The sequence below is a fragment of the Pseudogracilibacillus sp. SE30717A genome (assembly GCF_037071985.1).
In the GTDB taxonomy this organism is placed as follows: Bacteria; Bacillota; Bacilli; order Bacillales; family Amphibacillaceae; genus Pseudogracilibacillus.
The window spans coordinates 1-20,499 of record NZ_JAXHDF010000004.1 but is presented as its reverse complement, the minus strand read 5'-3'; the positions used below and the strand labels follow the sequence as shown (position 1 = coordinate 20,499).

Annotated in this window: 17 protein-coding genes and 1 riboswitch; of the genes, 9 read left to right on the top strand and 8 right to left on the bottom strand. The window is 35.7% G+C overall.

Annotated elements, in window-relative coordinates:
- Nucleotides 1-190: 190 nt before the first annotated feature.
- The 7 genes from SPD48_RS07090 (at nt 191) to ytkD (ending at nt 7,583) form a co-directional block, all read left to right on the top strand.
- On the top strand, nt 191-1,594 hold the full coding sequence (locus SPD48_RS07090; RefSeq protein ID WP_336257392.1) for an isochorismate synthase: 1,404 nt from the start codon (nt 191-193) through the stop codon (nt 1,592-1,594).
- On the top strand, nt 1,581-3,323 hold the full coding sequence (gene menD / locus SPD48_RS07085; protein WP_336257391.1) for a 2-succinyl-5-enolpyruvyl-6-hydroxy-3-cyclohexene-1-carboxylic-acid synthase: 1,743 nt from the start codon (nt 1,581-1,583) through the stop codon (nt 3,321-3,323). Before SPD48_RS07090 ends, menD begins: the two co-directional genes overlap by 14 nt.
- A complete protein-coding gene (menH, locus tag SPD48_RS07080; protein ID WP_336257390.1) occupies nt 3,313-4,164 on the top strand; it encodes a 2-succinyl-6-hydroxy-2,4-cyclohexadiene-1-carboxylate synthase in 852 nt (283 codons plus the stop codon). The genes menD and menH overlap by 11 nt, the downstream gene beginning before the upstream one ends.
- The gene (gene menB / locus SPD48_RS07075) at nt 4,145-4,963 is read left to right on the top strand and encodes a 1,4-dihydroxy-2-naphthoyl-CoA synthase (RefSeq protein ID WP_336257389.1); all 819 of its coding nucleotides are present in this window, start codon (nt 4,145-4,147) and stop codon (nt 4,961-4,963) included. Before menH ends, menB begins: the two co-directional genes overlap by 20 nt.
- Before the next feature lie 232 nt (nt 4,964-5,195).
- Complete coding sequence (locus SPD48_RS07070) at nt 5,196-6,638, top strand: o-succinylbenzoate--CoA ligase (protein WP_336257388.1); 1,443 nt, start codon at nt 5,196-5,198, stop codon at nt 6,636-6,638.
- A gap of 53 nt (nt 6,639-6,691) precedes the next feature.
- On the top strand, nt 6,692-7,024 hold the full coding sequence (locus SPD48_RS07065; protein WP_336257387.1) for a hydrolase: 333 nt from the start codon (nt 6,692-6,694) through the stop codon (nt 7,022-7,024).
- Nucleotides 7,025-7,109: 85 nt separating this feature from the next.
- Nucleotides 7,110-7,583 carry an RNA deprotection pyrophosphohydrolase gene (gene ytkD / locus SPD48_RS07060; RefSeq protein WP_336257715.1) on the top strand — a complete coding sequence of 158 codons (474 nt, stop codon included), beginning with the start codon at nt 7,110-7,112 and terminating at the stop codon, nt 7,581-7,583.
- 171 nt (nt 7,584-7,754) lie between these two features.
- Here ytkD and SPD48_RS07055 read toward each other — a convergent pair whose 3' ends face one another.
- The 4 genes from SPD48_RS07055 to pckA all read right to left on the bottom strand — a co-directional run bounded on the left by SPD48_RS07055 (nt 7,755) and on the right by pckA (nt 12,114).
- Nucleotides 7,755-8,561 carry an ABC transporter permease gene (locus SPD48_RS07055; protein WP_336257386.1) on the bottom strand — a complete coding sequence of 269 codons (807 nt, stop codon included), beginning with the start codon at nt 8,559-8,561 and terminating at the stop codon, nt 7,755-7,757.
- Nucleotides 8,562-8,563: 2 nt separating this feature from the next.
- Entirely contained in the window at nt 8,564-9,352 is a 789-nt protein-coding gene (locus tag SPD48_RS07050) for an ABC transporter ATP-binding protein (protein ID WP_336257385.1), read from the bottom strand.
- Nucleotides 9,353-9,363: 11 nt separating this feature from the next.
- Nucleotides 9,364-10,353, bottom strand: a complete 990-nt coding sequence (locus tag SPD48_RS07045) for an ABC transporter substrate-binding protein (protein WP_336257384.1) — start codon at nt 10,351-10,353, stop codon at nt 9,364-9,366.
- A gap of 177 nt (nt 10,354-10,530) precedes the next feature.
- Nucleotides 10,531-12,114 (bottom strand): phosphoenolpyruvate carboxykinase (ATP), encoded by a 1,584-nt coding sequence (gene pckA / locus SPD48_RS07040; RefSeq protein WP_336257383.1) that lies wholly within the window; start codon nt 12,112-12,114, stop codon nt 10,531-10,533.
- A gap of 257 nt (nt 12,115-12,371) precedes the next feature.
- Nucleotides 12,372-12,481: riboswitch (SAM riboswitch) on the top strand.
- A 144-nt stretch (nt 12,482-12,625) separates the two neighbouring features.
- Between pckA and metK the strand changes: the two genes are divergently transcribed.
- Nucleotides 12,626-13,819 (top strand): methionine adenosyltransferase, encoded by a 1,194-nt coding sequence (gene metK, locus SPD48_RS07035; protein WP_336257382.1) that lies wholly within the window; start codon nt 12,626-12,628, stop codon nt 13,817-13,819.
- Between the two features lie 59 nt (nt 13,820-13,878).
- On the opposite strand, the gene SPD48_RS07030 is transcribed toward metK, so the two are convergent.
- The 3 genes from SPD48_RS07030 to SPD48_RS07020 all read right to left on the bottom strand — a co-directional run bounded on the left by SPD48_RS07030 (nt 13,879) and on the right by SPD48_RS07020 (nt 16,436).
- On the bottom strand, nt 13,879-15,222 hold the full coding sequence (locus SPD48_RS07030; protein WP_336257381.1) for a GntP family permease: 1,344 nt from the start codon (nt 15,220-15,222) through the stop codon (nt 13,879-13,881).
- Between the two features lie 106 nt (nt 15,223-15,328).
- Nucleotides 15,329-15,856 carry a gamma carbonic anhydrase gene (locus SPD48_RS07025; RefSeq protein ID WP_336257380.1) on the bottom strand — a complete coding sequence of 176 codons (528 nt, stop codon included), beginning with the start codon at nt 15,854-15,856 and terminating at the stop codon, nt 15,329-15,331.
- A gap of 19 nt (nt 15,857-15,875) precedes the next feature.
- Nucleotides 15,876-16,436 carry a class I SAM-dependent methyltransferase gene (locus SPD48_RS07020; protein WP_336257379.1) on the bottom strand — a complete coding sequence of 187 codons (561 nt, stop codon included), beginning with the start codon at nt 16,434-16,436 and terminating at the stop codon, nt 15,876-15,878.
- A 402-nt stretch (nt 16,437-16,838) separates the two neighbouring features.
- Here SPD48_RS07020 and leuS point away from each other — a divergent pair, with 402 nt between their 5' ends.
- Nucleotides 16,839-19,250: a leucine--tRNA ligase gene (gene leuS / locus SPD48_RS07015; protein WP_336257378.1), complete on the top strand. Its 2,412-nt coding sequence runs from the start codon at nt 16,839-16,841 to the stop codon at nt 19,248-19,250.
- A 43-nt stretch (nt 19,251-19,293) separates the two neighbouring features.
- Here the strand turns inward: leuS and SPD48_RS07010 are convergent, their stop codons facing one another.
- Nucleotides 19,294-20,058 (bottom strand): hypothetical protein, encoded by a 765-nt coding sequence (locus SPD48_RS07010; protein WP_336257377.1) that lies wholly within the window; start codon nt 20,056-20,058, stop codon nt 19,294-19,296.
- Between the last annotated feature and the right edge of the window lie 441 nt (nt 20,059-20,499).

Sequence of the window (20,499 nt, the reverse complement as noted above, 5' to 3'; positions counted from 1 at the left end):
TTTCATATTATGGAATTCAATAGACGATGTCAATTCAATCAAGCTATCGACCAAATTAACGTGAGTTAAGAATATTTATCCTTAAATTTAGTTAAATCCCATCGGGTTATATCCCTTTCCTTGAGAATCAAAGGAAAAGAGAATAAAATAGAGGGGTAGCCTATTGCTACGCATTATTGGAGGTTTAACTATGATCGAATTAAAGGAAATGACCTTAGAGTCCTTTTTATATAACATACAATCGAAATTAACTCATAAGGAAACAAAACAGTTAATTAGTTGGACAAGTAAAATTAATCCAGTTGATCTTCTTACTGTTTTTGAATCAGCTAATAAGTCTAATCTTGATCGTATTTTTTGGACAAATAGCTCAAATGATTTTGCATTAGTTGGTGTGGGAAGTGTTCATAAACTAATTTCTGAACAGCAAAGTTTTGATCAATTGGAAAACGAATGGAAAACGATCTTGCAGCAAGCTATTATACATGATCCATTTCAACAGTCAGGCACTGGACTTGTCGCTATGGGAGGAATGTCATTTGACCCAAAAAGAAATAAAAGTAAATTATGGGAAAAATACCCTACCAGTCAAATGACAGTACCACAATATGTTGTTGTTCAAAATAGGGAGGACTATTTTTTCACTGTAAATTATTTAATACAAGGTAATATGAATACGGAACAATTAGTGGCAGATAGTAACAAAATGCAGAATCTGTTATTACACTCTTCAACAAAACCATATAATGAGAAACTTTCGATTGTTTCAAAAAAGGAGATCGAGCCTGACAGATGGAAACAGTCGGTGCAAGAAGCAGTTGAAGAAATTCGCAAAGATCAGGCTAAAAAAATTGTACTCGCAAGGGAAATGCGCATTATACTGAATGAGCCTGCTGTTATTTCTGAACTACTAAAAAAGCTAAAGGAAACACAACCGAACAGTTATATTTTTGCCTTTGAACATGGGGATAACTGTTTCTTAGGAGCGACCCCTGAAAGACTTGTTCAAGTAGAAGGAGAAAATGTATTATCGACTTGTTTAGCTGGTACTGCTCCAAGAGGAAAAACAGTTACGGAAGACGAGCGAATTGCCGATGCTTTATTAAAGGATCAGAAGAATCGAGAAGAACATGAGTATGTTGTTCAAATGATTAAGCGAAGTATGGAACAATACTGCGAAGATATTTATATTCCTAATGAACCAGTTGTATTGTCATTACGAAATTTACAACATTTATATACGCCTGTTAGGGCGACGCTCAAAAAGGAAAGTACTGTGTTTGATATCGTGAAGGAACTACATCCAACTCCTGCTTTAGGCGGAGTGCCAACGGAAAAAGCTCTAGCATTTATTAGAGAGAAAGAATTAATGGACCGGGGTTGGTATGGTGCACCGATCGGCTGGTTAGACAGTGAAGGAAATAGTGAGTTTGCTGTCGCAATCCGTTCAGGACTTATTCAAGGTAAGGAAGTTTCTTTATTTGCAGGTTGTGGTGTTATGAAAGATTCGGATCCAACAATGGAATATGAAGAAACGAATGTGAAATTTTTGCCAATGTTAACAATTTTGGAGGATACGGATGAATCATACTGAGAAATTATCACGCTATATTGCAAATTTTGTTGATGAATTAGTTTGTAGTGGACTAGTTCATGTCGTTATTTCGCCGGGTTCAAGATCGACACCACTTGCAATGCTGTTTAGTGAGCATGAAGAAATACAAAATCACGTCTTAATCGACGAACGTTCTGCTGCTTATTTTGCGTTAGGGATAGCAAAAGAGACGAAAAGAGCAGTTGCTTTAGTTTGTACGTCGGGGACTGCGGCAGCTAATTATTTTCCGGCAATTGTTGAAGCTTATTATGCACGTGTGCCACTAATTATTTTAACTGCTGACAGACCACATGAATTAAGAGATATCGGTGCTTCACAAACAATTAATCAAATGAATATGTATGGCGACTTTGTTAAAGAATTTCATGAAATGGCAGCTCCAGAAGCGACTCCGGAGATGCTGCGGTATATAAGGAGTAGAGCGTCAAGAGCCGTGCGAGTTGCAGAAGAGGGGACTCCTGGACCTGTACATCTAAACTTTCCATTTCGTGAACCACTAGTACCTAATCTTACATTAGATAACTTATGGGGTGACCGATCTCATGATTGTTTTAATCGTTCATATGAAGGTAAAAAACAATTAGACGAACATTTGTTGAAAACACTTTTTGAAAAAATATCTTCTTTACCCAATGGGATTATAGTTTGTGGACCACAAACAGATGCAAGATTGGCTAGAAACATAGCAGAGTTAAGTAATCAATTACAGCTGCCAATTTTGGCCGATCCTTTATCACAACTGCGTTCAGGTTCTCATGATACAACGAATGTTATAAGTACGTATGATGCTATTTTAAAATCTGAAACGATGCGTGATAAATTAAAACCAGATTATATCATTCGCTTTGGAGCAATGCCAATATCAAAAAGCTACTTATTTTATTTACAACAACATGGAGATGTTTTACAAATTGTTGTGGAAGATTATGATAAGATGCGGGAACCTACGAATCATGCCAGTGATTATATCTTTGCCGATGGTTCGTTACTATGTCAGCAATTGGGAAGGCTTGTGAAAGACTGTTCTCCGGAAGTTACTTGGTTAGAAAAGTGGAAAATGCTAGAAGGGGAAAGTCGCGTTGAACTAATGAAAGCCTCTGAAAAGCAGCTTACAGAGGGGGAAACAGTTCGTGAAATTGTGAAATCACTCCCGAAGGAAAGTAGATTGTTTATTGCTAATAGTATGCCGGTGCGCGATTTAGATACTTTTTTTATGCCGGATGATAAACGTATTATTGTTCATGCGAACCGTGGGGTTAGCGGGATCGATGGAACAATATCTAGTGCATTAGGGGTAGCGGCTGTTGCAAACAAGCCAGTTACATTAATTGTTGGCGACTTAAGTTTTTACCATGATATGAATAGCCTGTTCGCTGCAAAACGATATAATATTGATCTCACAATTGTACTGATTAATAATAATGGTGGGGGAATTTTTTCATTTTTACCTCAAGCAAAAGAAGGCAAACACTTTGAAGCTTTATTCGGTACACCACTTCATATTGATTTTCAAAAAGTAGTGGATATGTTTAGTGGAGTGTATAAGCAAATACAATCAAAGCAAATGTTAGTAGAATCATTGGCAGAATCCTATCAAAAAAGCGGACTTTATGTTTTAGAAGTGCAAACCGACCGAACAGAAAATGCCGCCTGGCATAAGGAGTTATGGGCGAATATCGAGCAGAGGTTAGTTGATAATGATGTATAAATTTCTTAAAATAAACGATGCAACATATAGCTATACCATACAAGGAGAGGGAGAAACTCTTGTTCTGCTCCATGGATTTACCGGCAGTAGTATGACGTGGGAAGATTGTGTGAAAAAGTGGGCAAGACATTTTAAAGTAATTACCATTGATTTACCTGGTCATGGTAAGACAGCTACAAAATCTCTGAGAACAATGGAAGCATTTTGCGAAGATCTAAAAACACTTCTTATAACAATGAACATAGAGTCAGCACACATACTTGGGTATTCAATGGGAGGGAGAACGGCATTAACATTTGCGTTACTCTATCCCGAAATGGTTCGTTCACTTATTTTAGAAAGTGCTTCCCCTGGACTAAAGACTAAAGAAGAACAAGAAAAACGAATGGAAACAGACGCACTATTAGCCGAACAAATAATGGTAAATGGTGTCCTTGATTTTGTTTATTATTGGGAAAATATTCCGCTATTTAAGAGCCAAAAGCAATTGCCTGCAAAAGTAAGAGAAAAAATTCGTACTGAAAGGTTATCACATAGACCTGAAGGCCTGGCCGAGTCATTGTTATTTATGGGGACGGGCAGACAAAAGTCGAATTGGGGACAACTTCCAGATTTAAATAAACCGGTTCTTTTAATTGTCGGTGAAGTGGATCAGAAGTTTGTAAGCATTAATGAAAAAATGAAGAATAAATTTCCACAAGCAAAACTAGAAATTGTAAAAAAAGCAGGTCATGCCGTACATGTTGAACAAGTAGAAAAGTTTGTTAAAATAGTAAGAGAGTTTATAAAAGAAAAAAATTACATAAAAGAGGGTGCGATACATGACAGTTCAATGGAATAAAGTTAGAGACTACCAAGAAATAATTTATGAGAAATATAATGGTATTGCTAAGATTACAATGAATAGGCCAGAAAAACATAATGCATTTACGCCACTCACAGTAAATGAGATGATTGATGCTTTTGCAGATGCACGAGATGATTCATCAATTGGTGTTATCGTTCTTACTGGAGCAGGAGATAAAGCCTTTTGTTCGGGCGGAGATCAGTCTGTACGTGGACACGGAGGATATGTCGGAAGTGATCAAATTCCTCGATTAAATGTATTGGATTTACAAAGACTAATCCGTACGATTCCTAAACCGGTTATTGCCATGGTAAATGGATATGCGATTGGTGGAGGCCATGTGTTGCATGTCATTTGTGACTTAACGATTGCATCAGAAAATGCTACATTTGGACAAACTGGTCCTAAGGTAGGAAGTTTTGATGCAGGATATGGCGCTGGATATTTGGCTCGTATGGTCGGTCATAAAAGAGCTCGTGAGATTTGGTATTTATGCCGCCAGTACACTGCAGCGGAAGCATATGAAATGGGTATGGTAAATACAGTTGTACCTTTAGAAAAATTGGAAGAAGAAACAATCCAATGGTGTGAGGAAATTCTCGAAAAATCTCCAACTGCGCTTCGTTTCTTGAAAGCATCCTTTAATGCGGATACGGATGGACTTGCAGGAATTCAGCAAATGGGCGGAGACGCTACACTTCTTTACTATACAACAGATGAAGCGAAAGAAGGAAGAGATGCATTTAAGGAAAAACGCAAACCAGATTTTGATCAATTTCCACGTTTTCCATAAATTGAAATTAGAACGGTAATAGTTAGAACAGATTTAATGTTCCCGCTTGCTTTACGTAGGCATGCTACAAGGAAACTGGAATTAGATTCTTTGTAGCTTGCTACATTCGTGAAAGTTTGCGGGTTTTTATTTGGAAACTGATTTGAAAGTTAGTTTTTCTTCTGAATTAAAACTCGTAAATGATCCTCCACTTGGAAACACTATTATTATAACTAGTTAGGAGTAATAAAATATGTCTGAGCATATGCCTCATTGGTTAACAAAACAAGCGAGTTTATCTCCAAACAAAGTGGCTATTGAAACTGCAGATAAGCAAATAACATTTTTGGAATTAAAGGAAACAAGTGAACGTTTCGCTAGGAAACTTTCTTCTTTAGGGGTGAAAAGAGGGGACCCTGTTGCTATCTTATCAACAAATCATGTAAATATGGCTATTACAGTTCATGCACTAAGTTATTTAAAGGCAGTTGCAGTCATGTTAAACACACGTCTAACGACGGATGAATTAACATACCAATTATCTTCCTCGGAAGCTAAATTAATCATTACAACTGAGATGTTACGTGACGAAAAAAAATTATCTCATCCTTATCAAAAAACTTTTCAAGAGATATTTTTACTACAAGAAAAGGATACAGAACTAGCAACACATATTGATTTACATGACCCATTTACAATGATGTTTACTTCTGGTACAACTGGTTTTCCAAAAGCAGTCGTCCATACTTATAATAATCATTGGTGGAGTGCGATTAGCTCTGTTCTTAATTTAGGCTTAACACGAGAAGATAAATGGTTACTTACATTGCCAATCTTTCATGTAGGCGGACTATCTATTTTATTACGAAGTGTCATTTATGGCATGACAGTATACTTGATGGAAAAGTACAATAAAAAAGTTTTATTATATGTGTTGAACGAAAAGAAAATAACAATTGCGTCACTTGTCACATTGATGTTACGAAATTTGCTTGATGACATTGATGAAACGGGATTTCCAAGTCATATTCGTTGTATTTTACTCGGTGGTGGTTCTGTTCCAGAATCATTATTAAAACTAGTTAAACAAAATGGTATTCCTTTATTTCAGTCCTACGGGATGACGGAAACAAGTTCTCAAATTGTTACACTAAACATGGATGATGCATTGTCGAAATTAGGGTCTGCAGGGAAACCGTTATTTCCAGCAGAGGTAACAATTGATTGTCCGGATGAAGCAGGAATAGGAGAAATATGGGTAAGAGGACCAATGGTAATGAATGGATATAAAAACGAAGAGGCGAATAAAAAATCTTTCGTCAATGGCTGGTTTAAGACTGGTGATCTAGGACACATAGATAATGAAGGGTTTTTATTTATTGTTGATCGCCGATCTGATTTAATTATTTCTGGTGGAGAAAATATTTATCCAACTGAAATTGAAAATGTGTTATTGGAATTAGATGAAATTAATGAAGCAGCCGTCGTCGGTAAAAGTGATTTTTTCTGGGGAGAGGTACCAGTCGCATTTGTAGTAAGTAAAGAAAAAGTAGCAGCAGAGAGTATTCAACATTATTTAGCAAAGCGACTTGCTACGTATAAAATACCGAAAGAAATTTATTTTATCGCCAGCTTGCCTAGAAATGCCTCAAACAAAGTGCTACGCCATCAGTTAAAAAGTCGAGTGAATCTTTAAGTAATGCATGTTTTTTTTAGAATGTGACACATTAATCGTAGGAGGTGTCCATTATGGATAAAAAGAAATATTATGTTAGTTTACAGTCAAGAGAAATTTCTCAAATCCAATATCAAAATAACAATGCATTTACAATTTACGCTACTCCAACTGAAATTCAAATGTTACGAAAAGTTTTGGATAATGTCCATACATCAGAATTTGATACTTTTTGGCGCGCGCACGTTCCTATTTTACCATATCACAATGATCCATCTAATGATCGATATGATGAAAGTTTATCAAATGCTTTATCCATTATTTATGAACTTGGTGATGAACAGGCAAGAAAATTTATTGAAGAGAGCGGGATACTCGGCGATCGTCCAATTGATATAAATCGATAATAGTACTTGAATGAGCACTATCTTTCTATTTTTCAATGAATACTATACAATAGAAGAAGAAATGGATTTGAAGGTAGTTGGTTCCATGGAAGAATTTGTGTTTAAAGATTATTATCGGAATGAAGTTAAATTATCATTTCAGGATCATCCTTTTTCTAAGGCGCCAAAACATGTATGGGTCATCTGTAAGTATGAGAATAAATGGTTGTTAACAGAGCATAGCACTCGAGGACTTGAGTTTCCAGGTGGTAAAGTCGAAAAAGGTGAATCGGCTAGAGAAGCAGCCATCCGTGAAGTAAAGGAAGAAACCGGCGGTATTGTTAAAGATTTACACTATATTGCACAATATTTCGTTCGTGGAAAAAGCGATACAATTATTAAAAATGTTTACTTTGCCCCAATCGAGTTGCTTACAGAGCAGTCAACATATTATGAGACGCATGGACCTGTTCTGTTAGATAAGATTCCTGATAATGTAAAAGATAAAAAGCGATTTAGCTTTATGATGAAAGATGATGTGCTTTCACGTTGTCTCCGGTATGTTCAAGAGAATTATTAAAAGAAAAAGGCTGGGAAATAAGCTAGAAAGAATTATTGAAACACGAATGATTAAGTTTATAACAGTCACTACAGAAATATTGTTCGTGTTTCATTTCTACTATTTTGTTATGTCACAGCCTCTTTTAATTATTCACTGTCCTCTACAAAGGATAATTCAGATAAAACAGTGTTATGTCGTATGTTTAATTAACCAACTTTCTAACTTTTCTACAGCTTTATACATTATAGCTGCAAATAATGCTATGATGACTAAGCTAGACATTACAAGTGTAAAATCAAACACTTGGAATCCATAAATAATTAAGTAACCTAAGCCATTATTTGAAACTAGAAATTCACCAACGATCACTCCGACCCAGCTAAGACCAACGTTTACTTTTAACGTAGAAATCATCGTAGGAAGTGTGGCTGGAAAAATTGCTTCCTTAAAACATTGCACCCTCGTTGCTCCAAAACTTTTTAAAACACGTTGATAATTAGGATCCACTTCATTAAAAGCGGCATATACCACTAGCGTCGTAATAATGACGGAGATAATCGCGCCCATCATGATAATAGATAAGAATCCAGGACCTAAAGCGACAATAATAATCGGTCCCAGTGCAACTTTAGGCATTGCATTTAGAATAACTAAATATGGATCACAGATCTTTGCGAATCGCTCAGATGACCATAATAAAGACGCAATAATGATCCCTAAAACTGTGCCGATAATAAATCCAAGTATCGTCTCAAATAAAGTGTATTGCAAATGACTGAGCATGGAACCATCGGCTATTTTTTCATAGATTAATTGAGAGACTTTGGTAGGAGAACTGAATAATAACGGATCGATAAATCGCTTTTTACTTGCTATTTCCCATAGCGCAATAAAAAAAATAAACAATAAAATTTGCCAAACTGTTACAATTCGTTTTTCCGACTTAATCTTCTTTAAATAATTGTCGTAAAAAATTTTGTCAATTATTTCTTTCATTATCAGACCTTCCTTTCGGTTTCGTCCGACATATCATCACTTAACTGTTCCCATATTTCATCAAAAATAGGTTGATATTTAGGATGCCTTCTTACGAAAAAAGGGGCTTCATTGCGTAATTCTTCAGGGACATTGAAGGTTTTAGCAATTCTGCCTGGAGATCCTTCCATTAAAAAGATTCTATCACTCATTGAAATAGCTTCCCCTAAGTCATGCGTAACTAATATGGCAGTTTTATTGTATGTTTTCATTAATTTAGCAACTAGATTTTCTAATTTTAATTTTGTAACATAATCAAGAGCGGAAAAAGGCTCATCGAATAATAATATTTCGGGATCTGTTATTAATGTTCTGACTAAAGCAATCCGTTGACGCATGCCTCCAGATAGTTCGGATGGATACACATTTTCTGTATGAGACAAATTAACATCTTCTAATAATTTACGAGCAAGTCTTTTTGTTTCATCAGTAATGTTTTCACTTATTTTCGGGCCGAGTAGAATATTATTCATCACTGTTTTCCAAGGAAATAAATAGTCTTGCTGAAGCATATAACCTATATTCAACGAGGAATTAATGATCGATTCATTTCTTAATTTTATTTCTCCTTCAGTTTGTTTCATTAAACGAGCGATGATAGATAAGATGGTCGATTTACCACATCCACTAGGTCCAATAATAGAGACAAATTCTCCTTCTTTAATTGATAAGTTAATTTCATCTAGTGCTTTCGTATATCCGGTGGTAGTAAAGTAATAATGTGATACGTTATCTAAGGTTAAAAATGACATTCTTTTTCCCCCTAGTCTTGAGTAACCTCATTTGCAATATCTGTATTCACTAACTCTTCATATGGTGCATGTTTAGGTAACTCTCCCGCTTCATCCATTATGTTTTGTAAGTTATCCCAGGCCTCTTCGGTTAATAAAGGACTTGTAGCAAATGAACCTTGTCGTTTATAGCGGTCTATGGAAGCGGTCAAAATATCCAATTCTGTATCTTCAAAATAGGGCTGAACAACTTTTGCAATTTCTTCAGAATCTGATTCTTCAACCCAATTTTGTGCTTTATAAATTGCTTTTGTAAAACTATTTATGACGTCTTCATTTTCTTTGATATAGCTTTCTTTTGTCATAAACACCGTGTAGGGGATCAGGCCTGATTCTTCCCCAAAGGAAGCAATTACATGACCTTTACCTTCTTTTTCAAACGTACTTGCTGTGGGTTCAAAAAGTTGCACATATTCAGCATCTCCGGAGACGAAAGAACTTGGAATATTGGCGAAATCAATATTTTGTAATAACTCCAGGTCAGCATGAGGATCAATATTATGTTGTTTTAAGACATATTCTCCTACCATTTGAGGCATTCCTCCCTTACGTTGCCCCAAGAAAATGCTGTCTTTTGTGTCTTCCCATGTAAAATTAGGCTTTTCACTTTTAGCAACTAAAAATGTCCCATCTGTTTGTGTTAGTTGTGCAAAATTGATCACAATATCTGAAGCATCTTGTGCGTAAACATAAATGGATGTTTCGGAACCGACTAAAGCAACATCCGCATTATCGGAAAGGAGAGCAGTCATTGTTTTATCTCCTCCCCATGTAGTTTGTAAATCAACATCCAATCCTTCTTCTTCAAAAAATCCTTTTTCAATTGCAACATATTGAGGAGTGTAAAAAACAGAGCGGGTAACTTCCGCCAACTTGACTTCAGAAACATCTTTGGAAGAACAAGCTGTAAATAGTACGAGAGCAAAGAGTATTAAAACACTTGCTAATCTTGTTATTCTCATTCAATTCGACTCCTTTACTTTTTCGTATATCAACATTAGCCTATGCGAATTAGTAAAGTTGTGTGTCAATGGATGTAGAATAGAATAAAAAATACATGTAGTTGGAAGGGGAGGGAAGTACGTCACTTATACGCAAAAAAAGCCCCTCATTGAATGAGGAGGCTTTATATGAAAAATTTATTTATAAATTGGTCCCGCTTGTTGAATATTTTCGCTTGCGTTTGCAAACTTTTTGAAGTTCTCATGGAATTCTGTGGCTAATTTCTTGGCTGTTTTATCATATGCATTTTTGTCTTCCCATGTACCTTTAGGAATTAATACTTCATCAGGAACACCAGGAACTTGGGCAGGAATATTTAAACCAAATATTTCATCTTGAACTGTTTCGATCGTATTTAACTCACCTTCTAATGCTGCATGAATCATTGCGCGCGTATAAGATAACTTCATTCGGCTTCCTATTCCATAAGGGCCACCAGTCCACCCAGTGTTAACTAAGAATACATTTGCATTGTATTGATCAATTTTTTGCCCTAGCATTTCTGCATATTTATTAGGTGATAACGGAAGAAACGGTGAACCAAAGCAAGCTGAGAAAGTAGCTTCAGGTTCTGTAACTCCGCGTTCTGTCCCAGCTAATTTACTCGTATAACCACTTAGGAAATGATACATCGCCTGTTCTTTAGTTAATTTACTGATAGGTGGCAATGTTCCAGAAGCATCAGCTGTTAAGAAAATAATCGTATTTGGATGGCCAGCGATACTAGGCTGAACAATATTGTCAATGTTTTCTAATGGGTATGCTGCTCTTGTGTTTTCAGTTAAAGATGTATCTTCGTAATCTGGTTCGCGTGTTTCATCATGTAAGACAACATTTTCAAGTACTGAACCAAAGCGGATAGCATTATATATTTGTGGCTCTTTTTCTTCAGAAAGATCAACACACTTTGCGTAACATCCACCTTCGATATTAAAGACTCCATTTGGGCTCCATCCATGTTCATCATCACCAATTAATTTGCGGTAAGGATCAGCGGAAAGAGTTGTTTTACCTGTACCTGATAAACCGAAAAATAATGCGACATCGCCTTCTTCACCTACATTTGCAGAGCAGTGCATCGATAATACATTCTGCTGTGGAAGTAAGTAATTCATGACAGAAAAGATTGATTTCTTAATCTCACCAGCGTATTCTGTCCCACCAATAAGCACAACACGCTTTTTAAACGATATAACGATAAATGTTTCTGAATTTGTCCCATCCACTTCAGGGTCTGCTTTACATGTTGGAGCAGATATAACAGTAAATTCTGATGTATGATTTTTAAGTTCATTCTCATTAGGTGTAATAAATAGTTGGCGAGCAAACAAATTGTGCCAAGCATATTCATTAATTACTTCAACTTGCAAGCGGAATTTTTCATCTGCTCCTGCAAATCCTTTAAATGAAAACAGTTCATTCTTTTCTTTTAAGTGATTAATTACCTTATCATATAACTTATCAAATGACGTTTCATCTAACGGCTGATTTACTGCTCCCCAATCCACAATATTATCAGAAACATCGTCTCGAACGATAAATCGATCTTGCGGTGAACGCCCTGTATATTTTCCAGTAGTAGCCTTAACAGCACCAGTTGCAGTTAAGACACCTTCTTCTCTAGATAAAATTTTCTCTACTAATAATGGAACAGATAAATTGGTGTGCACATTATTATTTACAGTTAATTCTTGATTCATAGACTTTGCTGTCATGTTCATTACACAAACCATCCTTTACAAGTACTTAATTCTGAATATAGTATAACACATTTGATTATATAGTCCATACTAAATGTGAAAACAAAAATAGCTTACTAATTATATATGTAATTTTTGAATTTTTATCCTTTATAATATGCGGATTAACGGTGGTTCGGGAAAAATGTTTACAATATTGTGAATGGAGTAAAAAGAACATAAATTATTCCTGTTTGACACAAATAGACACTTTGAGGTAAGCTAGTGCATAACGGACTCTCTTATTCGGAGTTGGTGGAGGGACAGACCCGAAGAAGCCCAGCAACCATCACATTATGTGAAAAGGTGCTAACCTGATGCAAGGAAATAATTCCTTGAGCAATAAGAGTGAAAGGCAGTATTTCCTTTCCTCTATCACTAGCGGGAAGGATTTTTTGTTTGAACGAATACGAACGAATTATGAATTAAGACTTCCTTTGACCTCTGATGTTTTTGAGCTCCGTGTTACATTAATAAGGAGGCTAATTATAGCATGGCAGAAAATCGTCGGTTATTTACATCTGAGTCGGTTACAGAAGGTCATCCTGATAAAATATGTGACCAAATATCAGATGCTATATTAGATGAAATTTTAAAAAAAGATCCAGATGCTCGTGTTGCTTGTGAGACGACAGTTACCACAGGACTTGTATTAGTGGCTGGAGAAATAACTACTTCAACCTATGTGGACATCCCACGCACTGTAAGAAACACGATAAAAGAAATTGGATATACACGTGCGAAATATGGTTTCGATGCGGAAACTTGTTCCGTTTTAACAGCTATTGATGAACAATCACCAGATATTGCAAGTGGTGTGGATACCGCTTTTGAGGCACGGAAAGAAGGGAAAGAAGAGACCATTGGGGCAGGTGACCAAGGGTTAATGTTCGGCTTTGCTTGTGATGAAACGGAGGATTTAATGCCGCTTCCGATATTTCTAGCGCATCGGCTAGCAAAACAATTGGCAGATGTACGTAAAAATGGAACATTAAATTATCTTCGACCTGACGGCAAGACTCAAGTTACAATTGAATATGATGAAAATGATCAACCGATCCGCGTGGATACGATCGTTATTTCCACACAACATCATGAAGATCTTACATTAGAACAAATTGAAAAAGACATGATGGAATATGTCATCCATCCTGTAGTGCCAAGCTTTTTATTAGATGAGAATACAAAATATTATATTAATCCCTCAGGTAGGTTTGTTATCGGAGGACCGCAGGGAGATGCTGGTTTAACTGGTAGGAAAATTATCGTTGATACGTACGGCGGATATGCTCGCCATGGTGGAGGGGCATTTAGTGGGAAAGATCCTACCAAGGTTGACCGATCGGCAGCTTATGCGGCAAGATATGTAGCGAAAAACATTGTAGCGGCTCATTTAGCTGAAAAATGTGAAGTTCAATTGGCATATGCAATTGGAGTTGCGGAACCAGTATCCATTTCGATAAATACATTTGGTACTGGAAAGGTTGCTGAAGATAAGTTAGTTGAGGTAATTCGTCAGTTATTTGATTTAAGCCCGGCAGGAATTATTGAAATGTTAGATTTAAGAAAACCTATTTATCGACAAGTTGCTGCTTATGGCCATTTCGGACGAGGAGATTTAAATTTACCTTGGGAGAAAACGGACAAAGTTGAAAGTTTACAAAAATCATTATTGAAGTATGTTTAAAAAAGAAGCTTGCCTTATCGTTATATATCAAATAACTGTAAGGCAAGCTTTTCGTTTTATTAACGAATAAATAAACTAAGAACAAACACAACTGCAAAACCAACGAGAGCGATAATTGTTTCCATTACTGTCCAAGATTTCAATGTGTCTTTTACGTCAAGACCAAAGTAACGGTTTACAAGCCAAAAACCTGAATCATTTACGTGAGATGCAATTGTAGCACCTGCAGCAATGGAGATCGTAATTAATCCGAGTAGTGGCCCGGTAATGTTCATAATCTCAATAATAGGAGCAATAAGTCCAGCTGCCGTCACCATTGCAACAGTTGCTGATCCTTGAGCGATTCGAACGATAGAAGCAATGATAAATGCAAGTACAATCGGCGGTAAACTTGAATTCGCCATCATCTCTCCTAAAATATCTCCAATTCCTGAGTCAATGAGTACTTGTTTTAATACCCCACCTGCTCCTGTAACTAAAATAATAATCCCTGCCGGTTCTAACGCTTTTGTAGCGATCTCTTGCACATCTTGGCGACTATATCCTCGCTTTACTCCTAAAAAATAAAATGTTAATAGCGTTGCGATTGTTAAAGCAACAAACGGATGCCCTAAAAATGTGAAAAAGCTACGGATCATATTACCTTCTTCAAATATAACTGCAGATACTGTATTTGCTAAAATTAATACTAAAGGAATAAATATAAGTGTCGCGATCATGCCAAAGCTCGGTAATTCATTATTATATTCCTTTTCTTCAAATTCCATATAGTCCGGAATGCCGACATGAATTTTATTTGAAATATATTTTCCAAAGACCGGACCTGCAATAATCATAGTAGGAATTCCTGCAATAATTCCAAATAGTATTACCCATCCGAGTTCTGCACCAATTAAATTGGCAACCGCAATGGGCCCCGGAGTAGGTGGGATATAACTATGTGTAACAGCAAGACCTGCTAAAAGAGGTATACCATAATAAAGCAATGAACGACCTGTTTTACGAGCTAGTCCATAAATAATTGGCACTAAAATAATGAATCCGACATCAAAGAACACAGGAATTGCAACTATAAAACCAGTAATACCAAGAGCCCATGGTGCTCGATCTTCACCAAATTTATTAATTAATGTTTGAGCAAGGCGATCAGCACCTCCGGATACCTCAAGCATTTTTCCAAACATCGCACCTAGTCCAACGACGACAGCTACAAATCCTAGCGTACCCCCCATACCACTTTCAACAGAAGCAATAACATCACTTAGTGGCATTCCTGTTGCAACTCCTATGGATAAACTAACTAAAAGAAGAGCAACAAAAGCGTGAAGTTTTGTTCGTATCACAAGAAAGAGTAAAACAAATATTCCTGTGATGGCAATCATTATAAGCGAAAAATCTTCCATTTAAAATCCTCCTTCGAAAGCATTATTTATTTAAAACATCGTGATCGCCAAATTTTTTGCTTGAAAATGTGTCGTCCTCTAAAAGTGCTTAGGTGCTTGTTGAGAATTAAAAATCTAAACCTAAATCAGTATTTTCTTTATAATAATCTCTTTTATCCGTATATGATTTTCTTACTCTTTCCATTTCATCTAAATCTTTTTGTGTGAGTTCACGAATAACTTTTGCTGGACGCCCAAATGCCAGTGTATTTGGTGGTATTTTTGTTCCGGGAGATACTAAACTTCCTGCCCCGATAAATGCATTTTCACCAATTTCTGCACCATCCAATAAAATAGTTCCCATCCCGATTAATGCATTTTTACGGATTGTACAACCATGTACAGTAACTTGGTGTCCAATCGTTACATCATCTTCAATAATGACTGGTAGGTTAGGGCTTTGATGGACAAGTGAAAGGTCTTGAATATTAACATTCTTACCAATTCGTGTAGGAGCTACATCTCCACGAATTACCGTTTTGAACCATATACTTGCCCCTTCATCGATTGTAACATCTCCGATAATGGTTGCATTTTTTGCTACGAAAACGGAGTCGTGAATTTTTGGACTGATATTTTTATAATGATGAATCATTTTATTTCCTCCAATATAATTACTTTTTTTGAACCGCTATGACAAAAGGCGGATTATTTTTTTGATTGATGAATTGATAAGTAAGAACAGAAAATTGTTTCTGATCTAATTTGCTTGTAAAATCAATGACTGCATCTTTCTCTTTATTTCCACCTTCGTGTCCATAATAAACAACGATAGCGATGATCGCGTGTTTTTTTAACCGTTGAGCGAGAGAGTCAATAGCGCGGATCGTAGAATCTCTTTGAGTAATAATTTTTTTATCACTTCTTGGCAAGTACCCTAAATTAAAAATAGCACCTGCAATTTGATGTTCAGCTTGGATATATGTATTTATTTTTTCATGACTATCATGAATAAGCTGTACATTTGAACAGTTATTATTCGTAAGCAAGTCCTTAGTCGTTTCAATTGCTTGTCGTTGGATATCGAAAGCAAAAACTTTTCCCGAATTTCCGACAAGTTTACTTAAAAATAATGTGTCGTTTCCATTTCCACTAGTTGCATCCACTACAACATCGCCTTCTTTAATTGTTTCTTTAAGAATTTGGTGTGCAAATGGAATTATTCCTTTCAACATAGAAATTACCTCAACTTTTCTTCATAAATAGAATTTAAGATTTAACTTTTGTATTATAAATAGTATAAAATAAATAAATATTCAATGAAAGCAGTAGCTAGCAGGAATCTTGACAAAGACTACACTATTATCTACAATTCGAGTAGTTAGTGCAATTTTTTTCAAAAATTAAACCTGCTACTAAAATAGTGGTCGTTTAATCAAAGAGAAAGTTGATTAAACTAAAATAATGTATAAAAAATGGAAAAGTAAGGAATGCGTTCAACTATTTAATCAAAATTGATTATACATAAAAATGAACAGAAATCTGATATTAGCTTATCATTATCAATCGTTTAAAAACTAGGTTATTTAGAATGAGGTATGTTGATACGGTACTTTACTATTAGGGAGGCAATGGTTGTGAGTTATAACCATAAGGAAATAGAACGGAAATGGCAAACATATTGGTTAGATAATAAAACATTTAAAACAGATACAAAGTCGGAGAAGGAAAAAATATATGCACTCGATATGTTTCCGTATCCATCGGGATCGGGATTACATGTTGGGCATCCTGAGGGGTATACTGCCACAGATATTATATCGAGAATGAAAAGAATGCAAGGATATGAAGTATTGCACCCAATGGGTTGGGATGCTTTTGGGTTACCAGCAGAACAGTATGCCCTTGATACTGGTAATAGTCCAGCTGAATTTACCGAAAAAAATATTGAAACATTTAAACGCCAAATCCAAGAATTGGGTTTTTCATATGATTGGGATCGAGAAATTAATACAACGGATCCAGCATACTACAAGTGGACACAGTGGATCTTCATTAAATTATATGAAAAAGGTCTTGCTTATATGGACGAAATTGAAGTTAATTGGTGTCCGGCTTTAGGTACAGTACTTGCTAACGAGGAAGTTATTGATGGAAAGAGTGAGCGAGGAAGCCATCCAGTAGTTAAGAAACCTATGAGACAATGGGTATTAAAGATAACAGAATATGCTGATCGACTTTTAGATGATCTTGAAGAGCTTGATTGGCCAGAGAGCATTAAAGATATGCAGCGAAATTGGATTGGACGTTCTGAAGGTGCAGAAGTTGAATTTAAAATTGAAAATCACGACAAAACTTTCCATGTTTTTACTACCCGTCCAGATACATTATTTGGCGCGACTTATGCGGTACTTGCACCAGAACACCCACTAGTAAATGAAATTGTAACGAAAGAACAGCAAGAAGCTGTTAACAATTATATAGAAGAAATTACGAACAAATCAGAAATCGAGCGTACAGATGTATCTAAAGATAAAACTGGTGTATTTACTGGTGCTTATGCAATTAACCCAGCAAATAACGCGAAAATTCCAATTTGGATTGCAGATTATGTATTGATGTCATATGGTACGGGAGCTATTATGGCGGTGCCTGCTCATGATGAACGTGATTATGAATTTGCTCGTAAATTTGAACTGCCAATTGTAGAAGTCGTCGAAGGTGGAGATGTTTTAAAAGAAGCATACACAGGTGACGGGAAACATATCAATTCAGATTTTCTTGATGGACTTGGTAAGGAAGATGCTATTACTAAGATGATAGATTGGCTGGAAGAAAACGAAAAAGGCAAGAGAGAAATAACGTACCGTTTAAGAGATTGGTTGTTCTCAAGACAAAGGTATTGGGGAGAACCTATCCCAGTTATTCATTGGGAAGACGGAACAATGACAACTGTACCAGAGGAAGAGTTGCCATTAACTTTACCTGAAATGACAGAAATTAAACCGTCCGGAACAGGGGAATCTCCACTTGCTAATAGTGATTGGATAAACGTAGTGGATCCGGAAACTGGAATGAAAGGCCGTAGAGAGACAAATACGATGCCTCAATGGGCAGGTAGCTGCTGGTATTATTTACGTTATATTGATCCTCATAATAATCAATTTTTAGCAGATCCTGAGTTACTTAAGAAGTGGTTGCCAGTTGATATTTATATTGGTGGGGCCGAACATGCTGTTCTACATTTGTTGTATGCTCGTTTTTGGCATAAATTTTTGTATGATATAGGTGTTGTCCCTACAAAAGAACCATTCTATAAATTATTTAACCAAGGAATGATCCTTGGAGCTAATAATGAGAAAATGAGTAAATCAAAAGGGAACGTCGTTAATCCGGATGATATTGTGACAAGTCATGGTGCTGATACGTTACGTCTCTATGAAATGTTTATGGGACCTTTGGATGCAGATGTTGCTTGGTCAACGACAGGACTTGATGGGGCACGTCGCTTTTTAGATAGAACTTGGCGATTGGTTGTAAATGAAGAGGGAGAAGTTTCTTCCAAAATAATAGATGAGTATGATTCATCAATGGAACGTATTTATCACCAAACGGTCAAGAAAGTGACTAAAGACTTTGATAACTTGCATTTCAATACTGCGATTTCTCAGATGATGGTTTTTGTCAATGAAGGATACAAAAATGATAAGATTTCAAAAGAATTTATGGTAGGTTTTATTAAATTACTTTATCCGATTGCTCCTCATTTGGGAGAAGAGTTATGGAATCGATTGGGAAATGAAGGCACAATTAGTTATGAAGAATGGCCGACGTATGATGAAACGAAGTTAGTGGATGATGAAGTCGAAGTAGTTATTCAAGTAATGGGGAAAGTCCGTTCGAAAATAAGTGTTGCGAAAGATATTTCTAAAGTAGATTTAGAACAAGAAGCATTAGCAAATGAAAAAATCCAACCATGGATTGACGGAAAAACAGTTAGGAAAGTAATTGTAGTACCTGGTAAATTAGTAAATATTGTAGCAAATTAATATAAAGAGTCTTTCCATTTATAGGGAGAGACTCTTTTTTATATTATCGCTCGATCCAATCTGTCTGTAAGACGAGCCAACGATCTTTTTGATAATACCAAAGTGTGATTATTTCACCAAAAACATCTTCATTATTTACCCCTTTAATTGGTTGATAACTTTTTAGTCCATAACCTTTTGACTTACTAATTAAGACAGGTTCAAGCTTTTCTATAGGTGGAATTTTTAAGTTTTTTTCTTCAATTAATTTTCCGTTCTCTTCATATAAACCTTCTTCTATATAAGAGTGTTTATTATTTGATATATCTTTAATAATCGGTTTCATGTTAGGATTGATTTGTAGCTCGATTTTGAAGTCATTTATAAATTTTCCTTGGATGTGATTATGTTTTGGAATAGGGAGTTGTTTTACTACATTATTTTTTAATGTATATAGTTGATAATTAAATTGATGTTTATTTTCGTCTTTTGCTACGCTATATAATAAGTCAAATGTTTGATCATGGGTAAGATCAATTAATTGTAGATCGGGATCGTACCCACCCTCAAAAGATACTTTCCATTGATGAGAAAAAGGACTTGAGATATCTAGCCAAACATCCCGGTAAAATTTACTCTTGTCAGTAAGTAACGTTCCGTTCAATGTGAAATATTCCCTAAATCCGTCTCCGGTTAGGTCTTCTTCATATGAATTAATAAAGGAGGAGTTGTCTTCTTCCTGTGGATCTATTGCTGCTTGTACAGAAATAGCGCTAAGAATGAATAAAATTAAACATGTATAAACTAAAGCAATTGCATTTCGTCTCAACAGTTATCCCTCCGAGTTTTTGATGAGTGTATTTTGTGTATAAATAGACAACCCTATACGTATAAATGTAATTCACGAGATAAAGCTAGTTTTTTTAAAAAATATCATATTATATCTTGACAATTAAAAATGAGCGTTGTATTATTGTTATTGCTGCTTAACAAAGCAGGTCATTGTATTGACAAGTTTTAAATACAATGGTATAATGAGATTCCTCTTAAAGGTCTTGACTTTTAAATTGTGAAATGTTACATTTATAAAGTCGCACTTTTGGAGAAAAAAGTTTTTTGAAAAAGTGTTGACACATTAAATTGATTTGTGTTATACTTGAAAAGTTGCCTCTTCAAGAGGTGATGGAATTTGTTCCTTGAAAACTGAACAGAAACAACATATGTCAAGAAGAGATAAGAAGAATGTTGAATTCTATTTAACATGCTTTTT

What these genes read in the sequence shown, in the direction of transcription:
- SPD48_RS07090 (WP_336257392.1), top strand. Translation starts at nt 191, where the DNA reads ATGATCGAATTAAAGGAAATGACCTTAGAGTCCTTTTTATATAACATA.
- menD (WP_336257391.1), top strand. Translation starts at nt 1,581, where the DNA reads ATGAATCATACTGAGAAATTATCACGCTATATTGCAAATTTTGTTGAT.
- menH (WP_336257390.1), top strand. Translation starts at nt 3,313, where the DNA reads ATGATGTATAAATTTCTTAAAATAAACGATGCAACATATAGCTATACC.
- menB (WP_336257389.1), top strand. Translation starts at nt 4,145, where the DNA reads ATGACAGTTCAATGGAATAAAGTTAGAGACTACCAAGAAATAATTTAT.
- SPD48_RS07070 (WP_336257388.1), top strand. Translation starts at nt 5,196, where the DNA reads ATGTCTGAGCATATGCCTCATTGGTTAACAAAACAAGCGAGTTTATCT.
- SPD48_RS07065 (WP_336257387.1), top strand. Translation starts at nt 6,692, where the DNA reads ATGGATAAAAAGAAATATTATGTTAGTTTACAGTCAAGAGAAATTTCT.
- ytkD (WP_336257715.1), top strand. Translation starts at nt 7,110, where the DNA reads ATGGAAGAATTTGTGTTTAAAGATTATTATCGGAATGAAGTTAAATTA.
- SPD48_RS07055 (WP_336257386.1), bottom strand. Translation starts at nt 8,561, where the DNA reads ATGAAAGAAATAATTGACAAAATTTTTTACGACAATTATTTAAAGAAG.
- SPD48_RS07050 (WP_336257385.1), bottom strand. Translation starts at nt 9,352, where the DNA reads ATGTCATTTTTAACCTTAGATAACGTATCACATTATTACTTTACTACC.
- SPD48_RS07045 (WP_336257384.1), bottom strand. Translation starts at nt 10,353, where the DNA reads ATGAGAATAACAAGATTAGCAAGTGTTTTAATACTCTTTGCTCTCGTA.
- pckA (WP_336257383.1), bottom strand. Translation starts at nt 12,114, where the DNA reads ATGAACATGACAGCAAAGTCTATGAATCAAGAATTAACTGTAAATAAT.
- metK (WP_336257382.1), top strand. Translation starts at nt 12,626, where the DNA reads ATGGCAGAAAATCGTCGGTTATTTACATCTGAGTCGGTTACAGAAGGT.
- SPD48_RS07030 (WP_336257381.1), bottom strand. Translation starts at nt 15,222, where the DNA reads ATGGAAGATTTTTCGCTTATAATGATTGCCATCACAGGAATATTTGTT.
- SPD48_RS07025 (WP_336257380.1), bottom strand. Translation starts at nt 15,856, where the DNA reads ATGATTCATCATTATAAAAATATCAGTCCAAAAATTCACGACTCCGTT.
- SPD48_RS07020 (WP_336257379.1), bottom strand. Translation starts at nt 16,436, where the DNA reads ATGTTGAAAGGAATAATTCCATTTGCACACCAAATTCTTAAAGAAACA.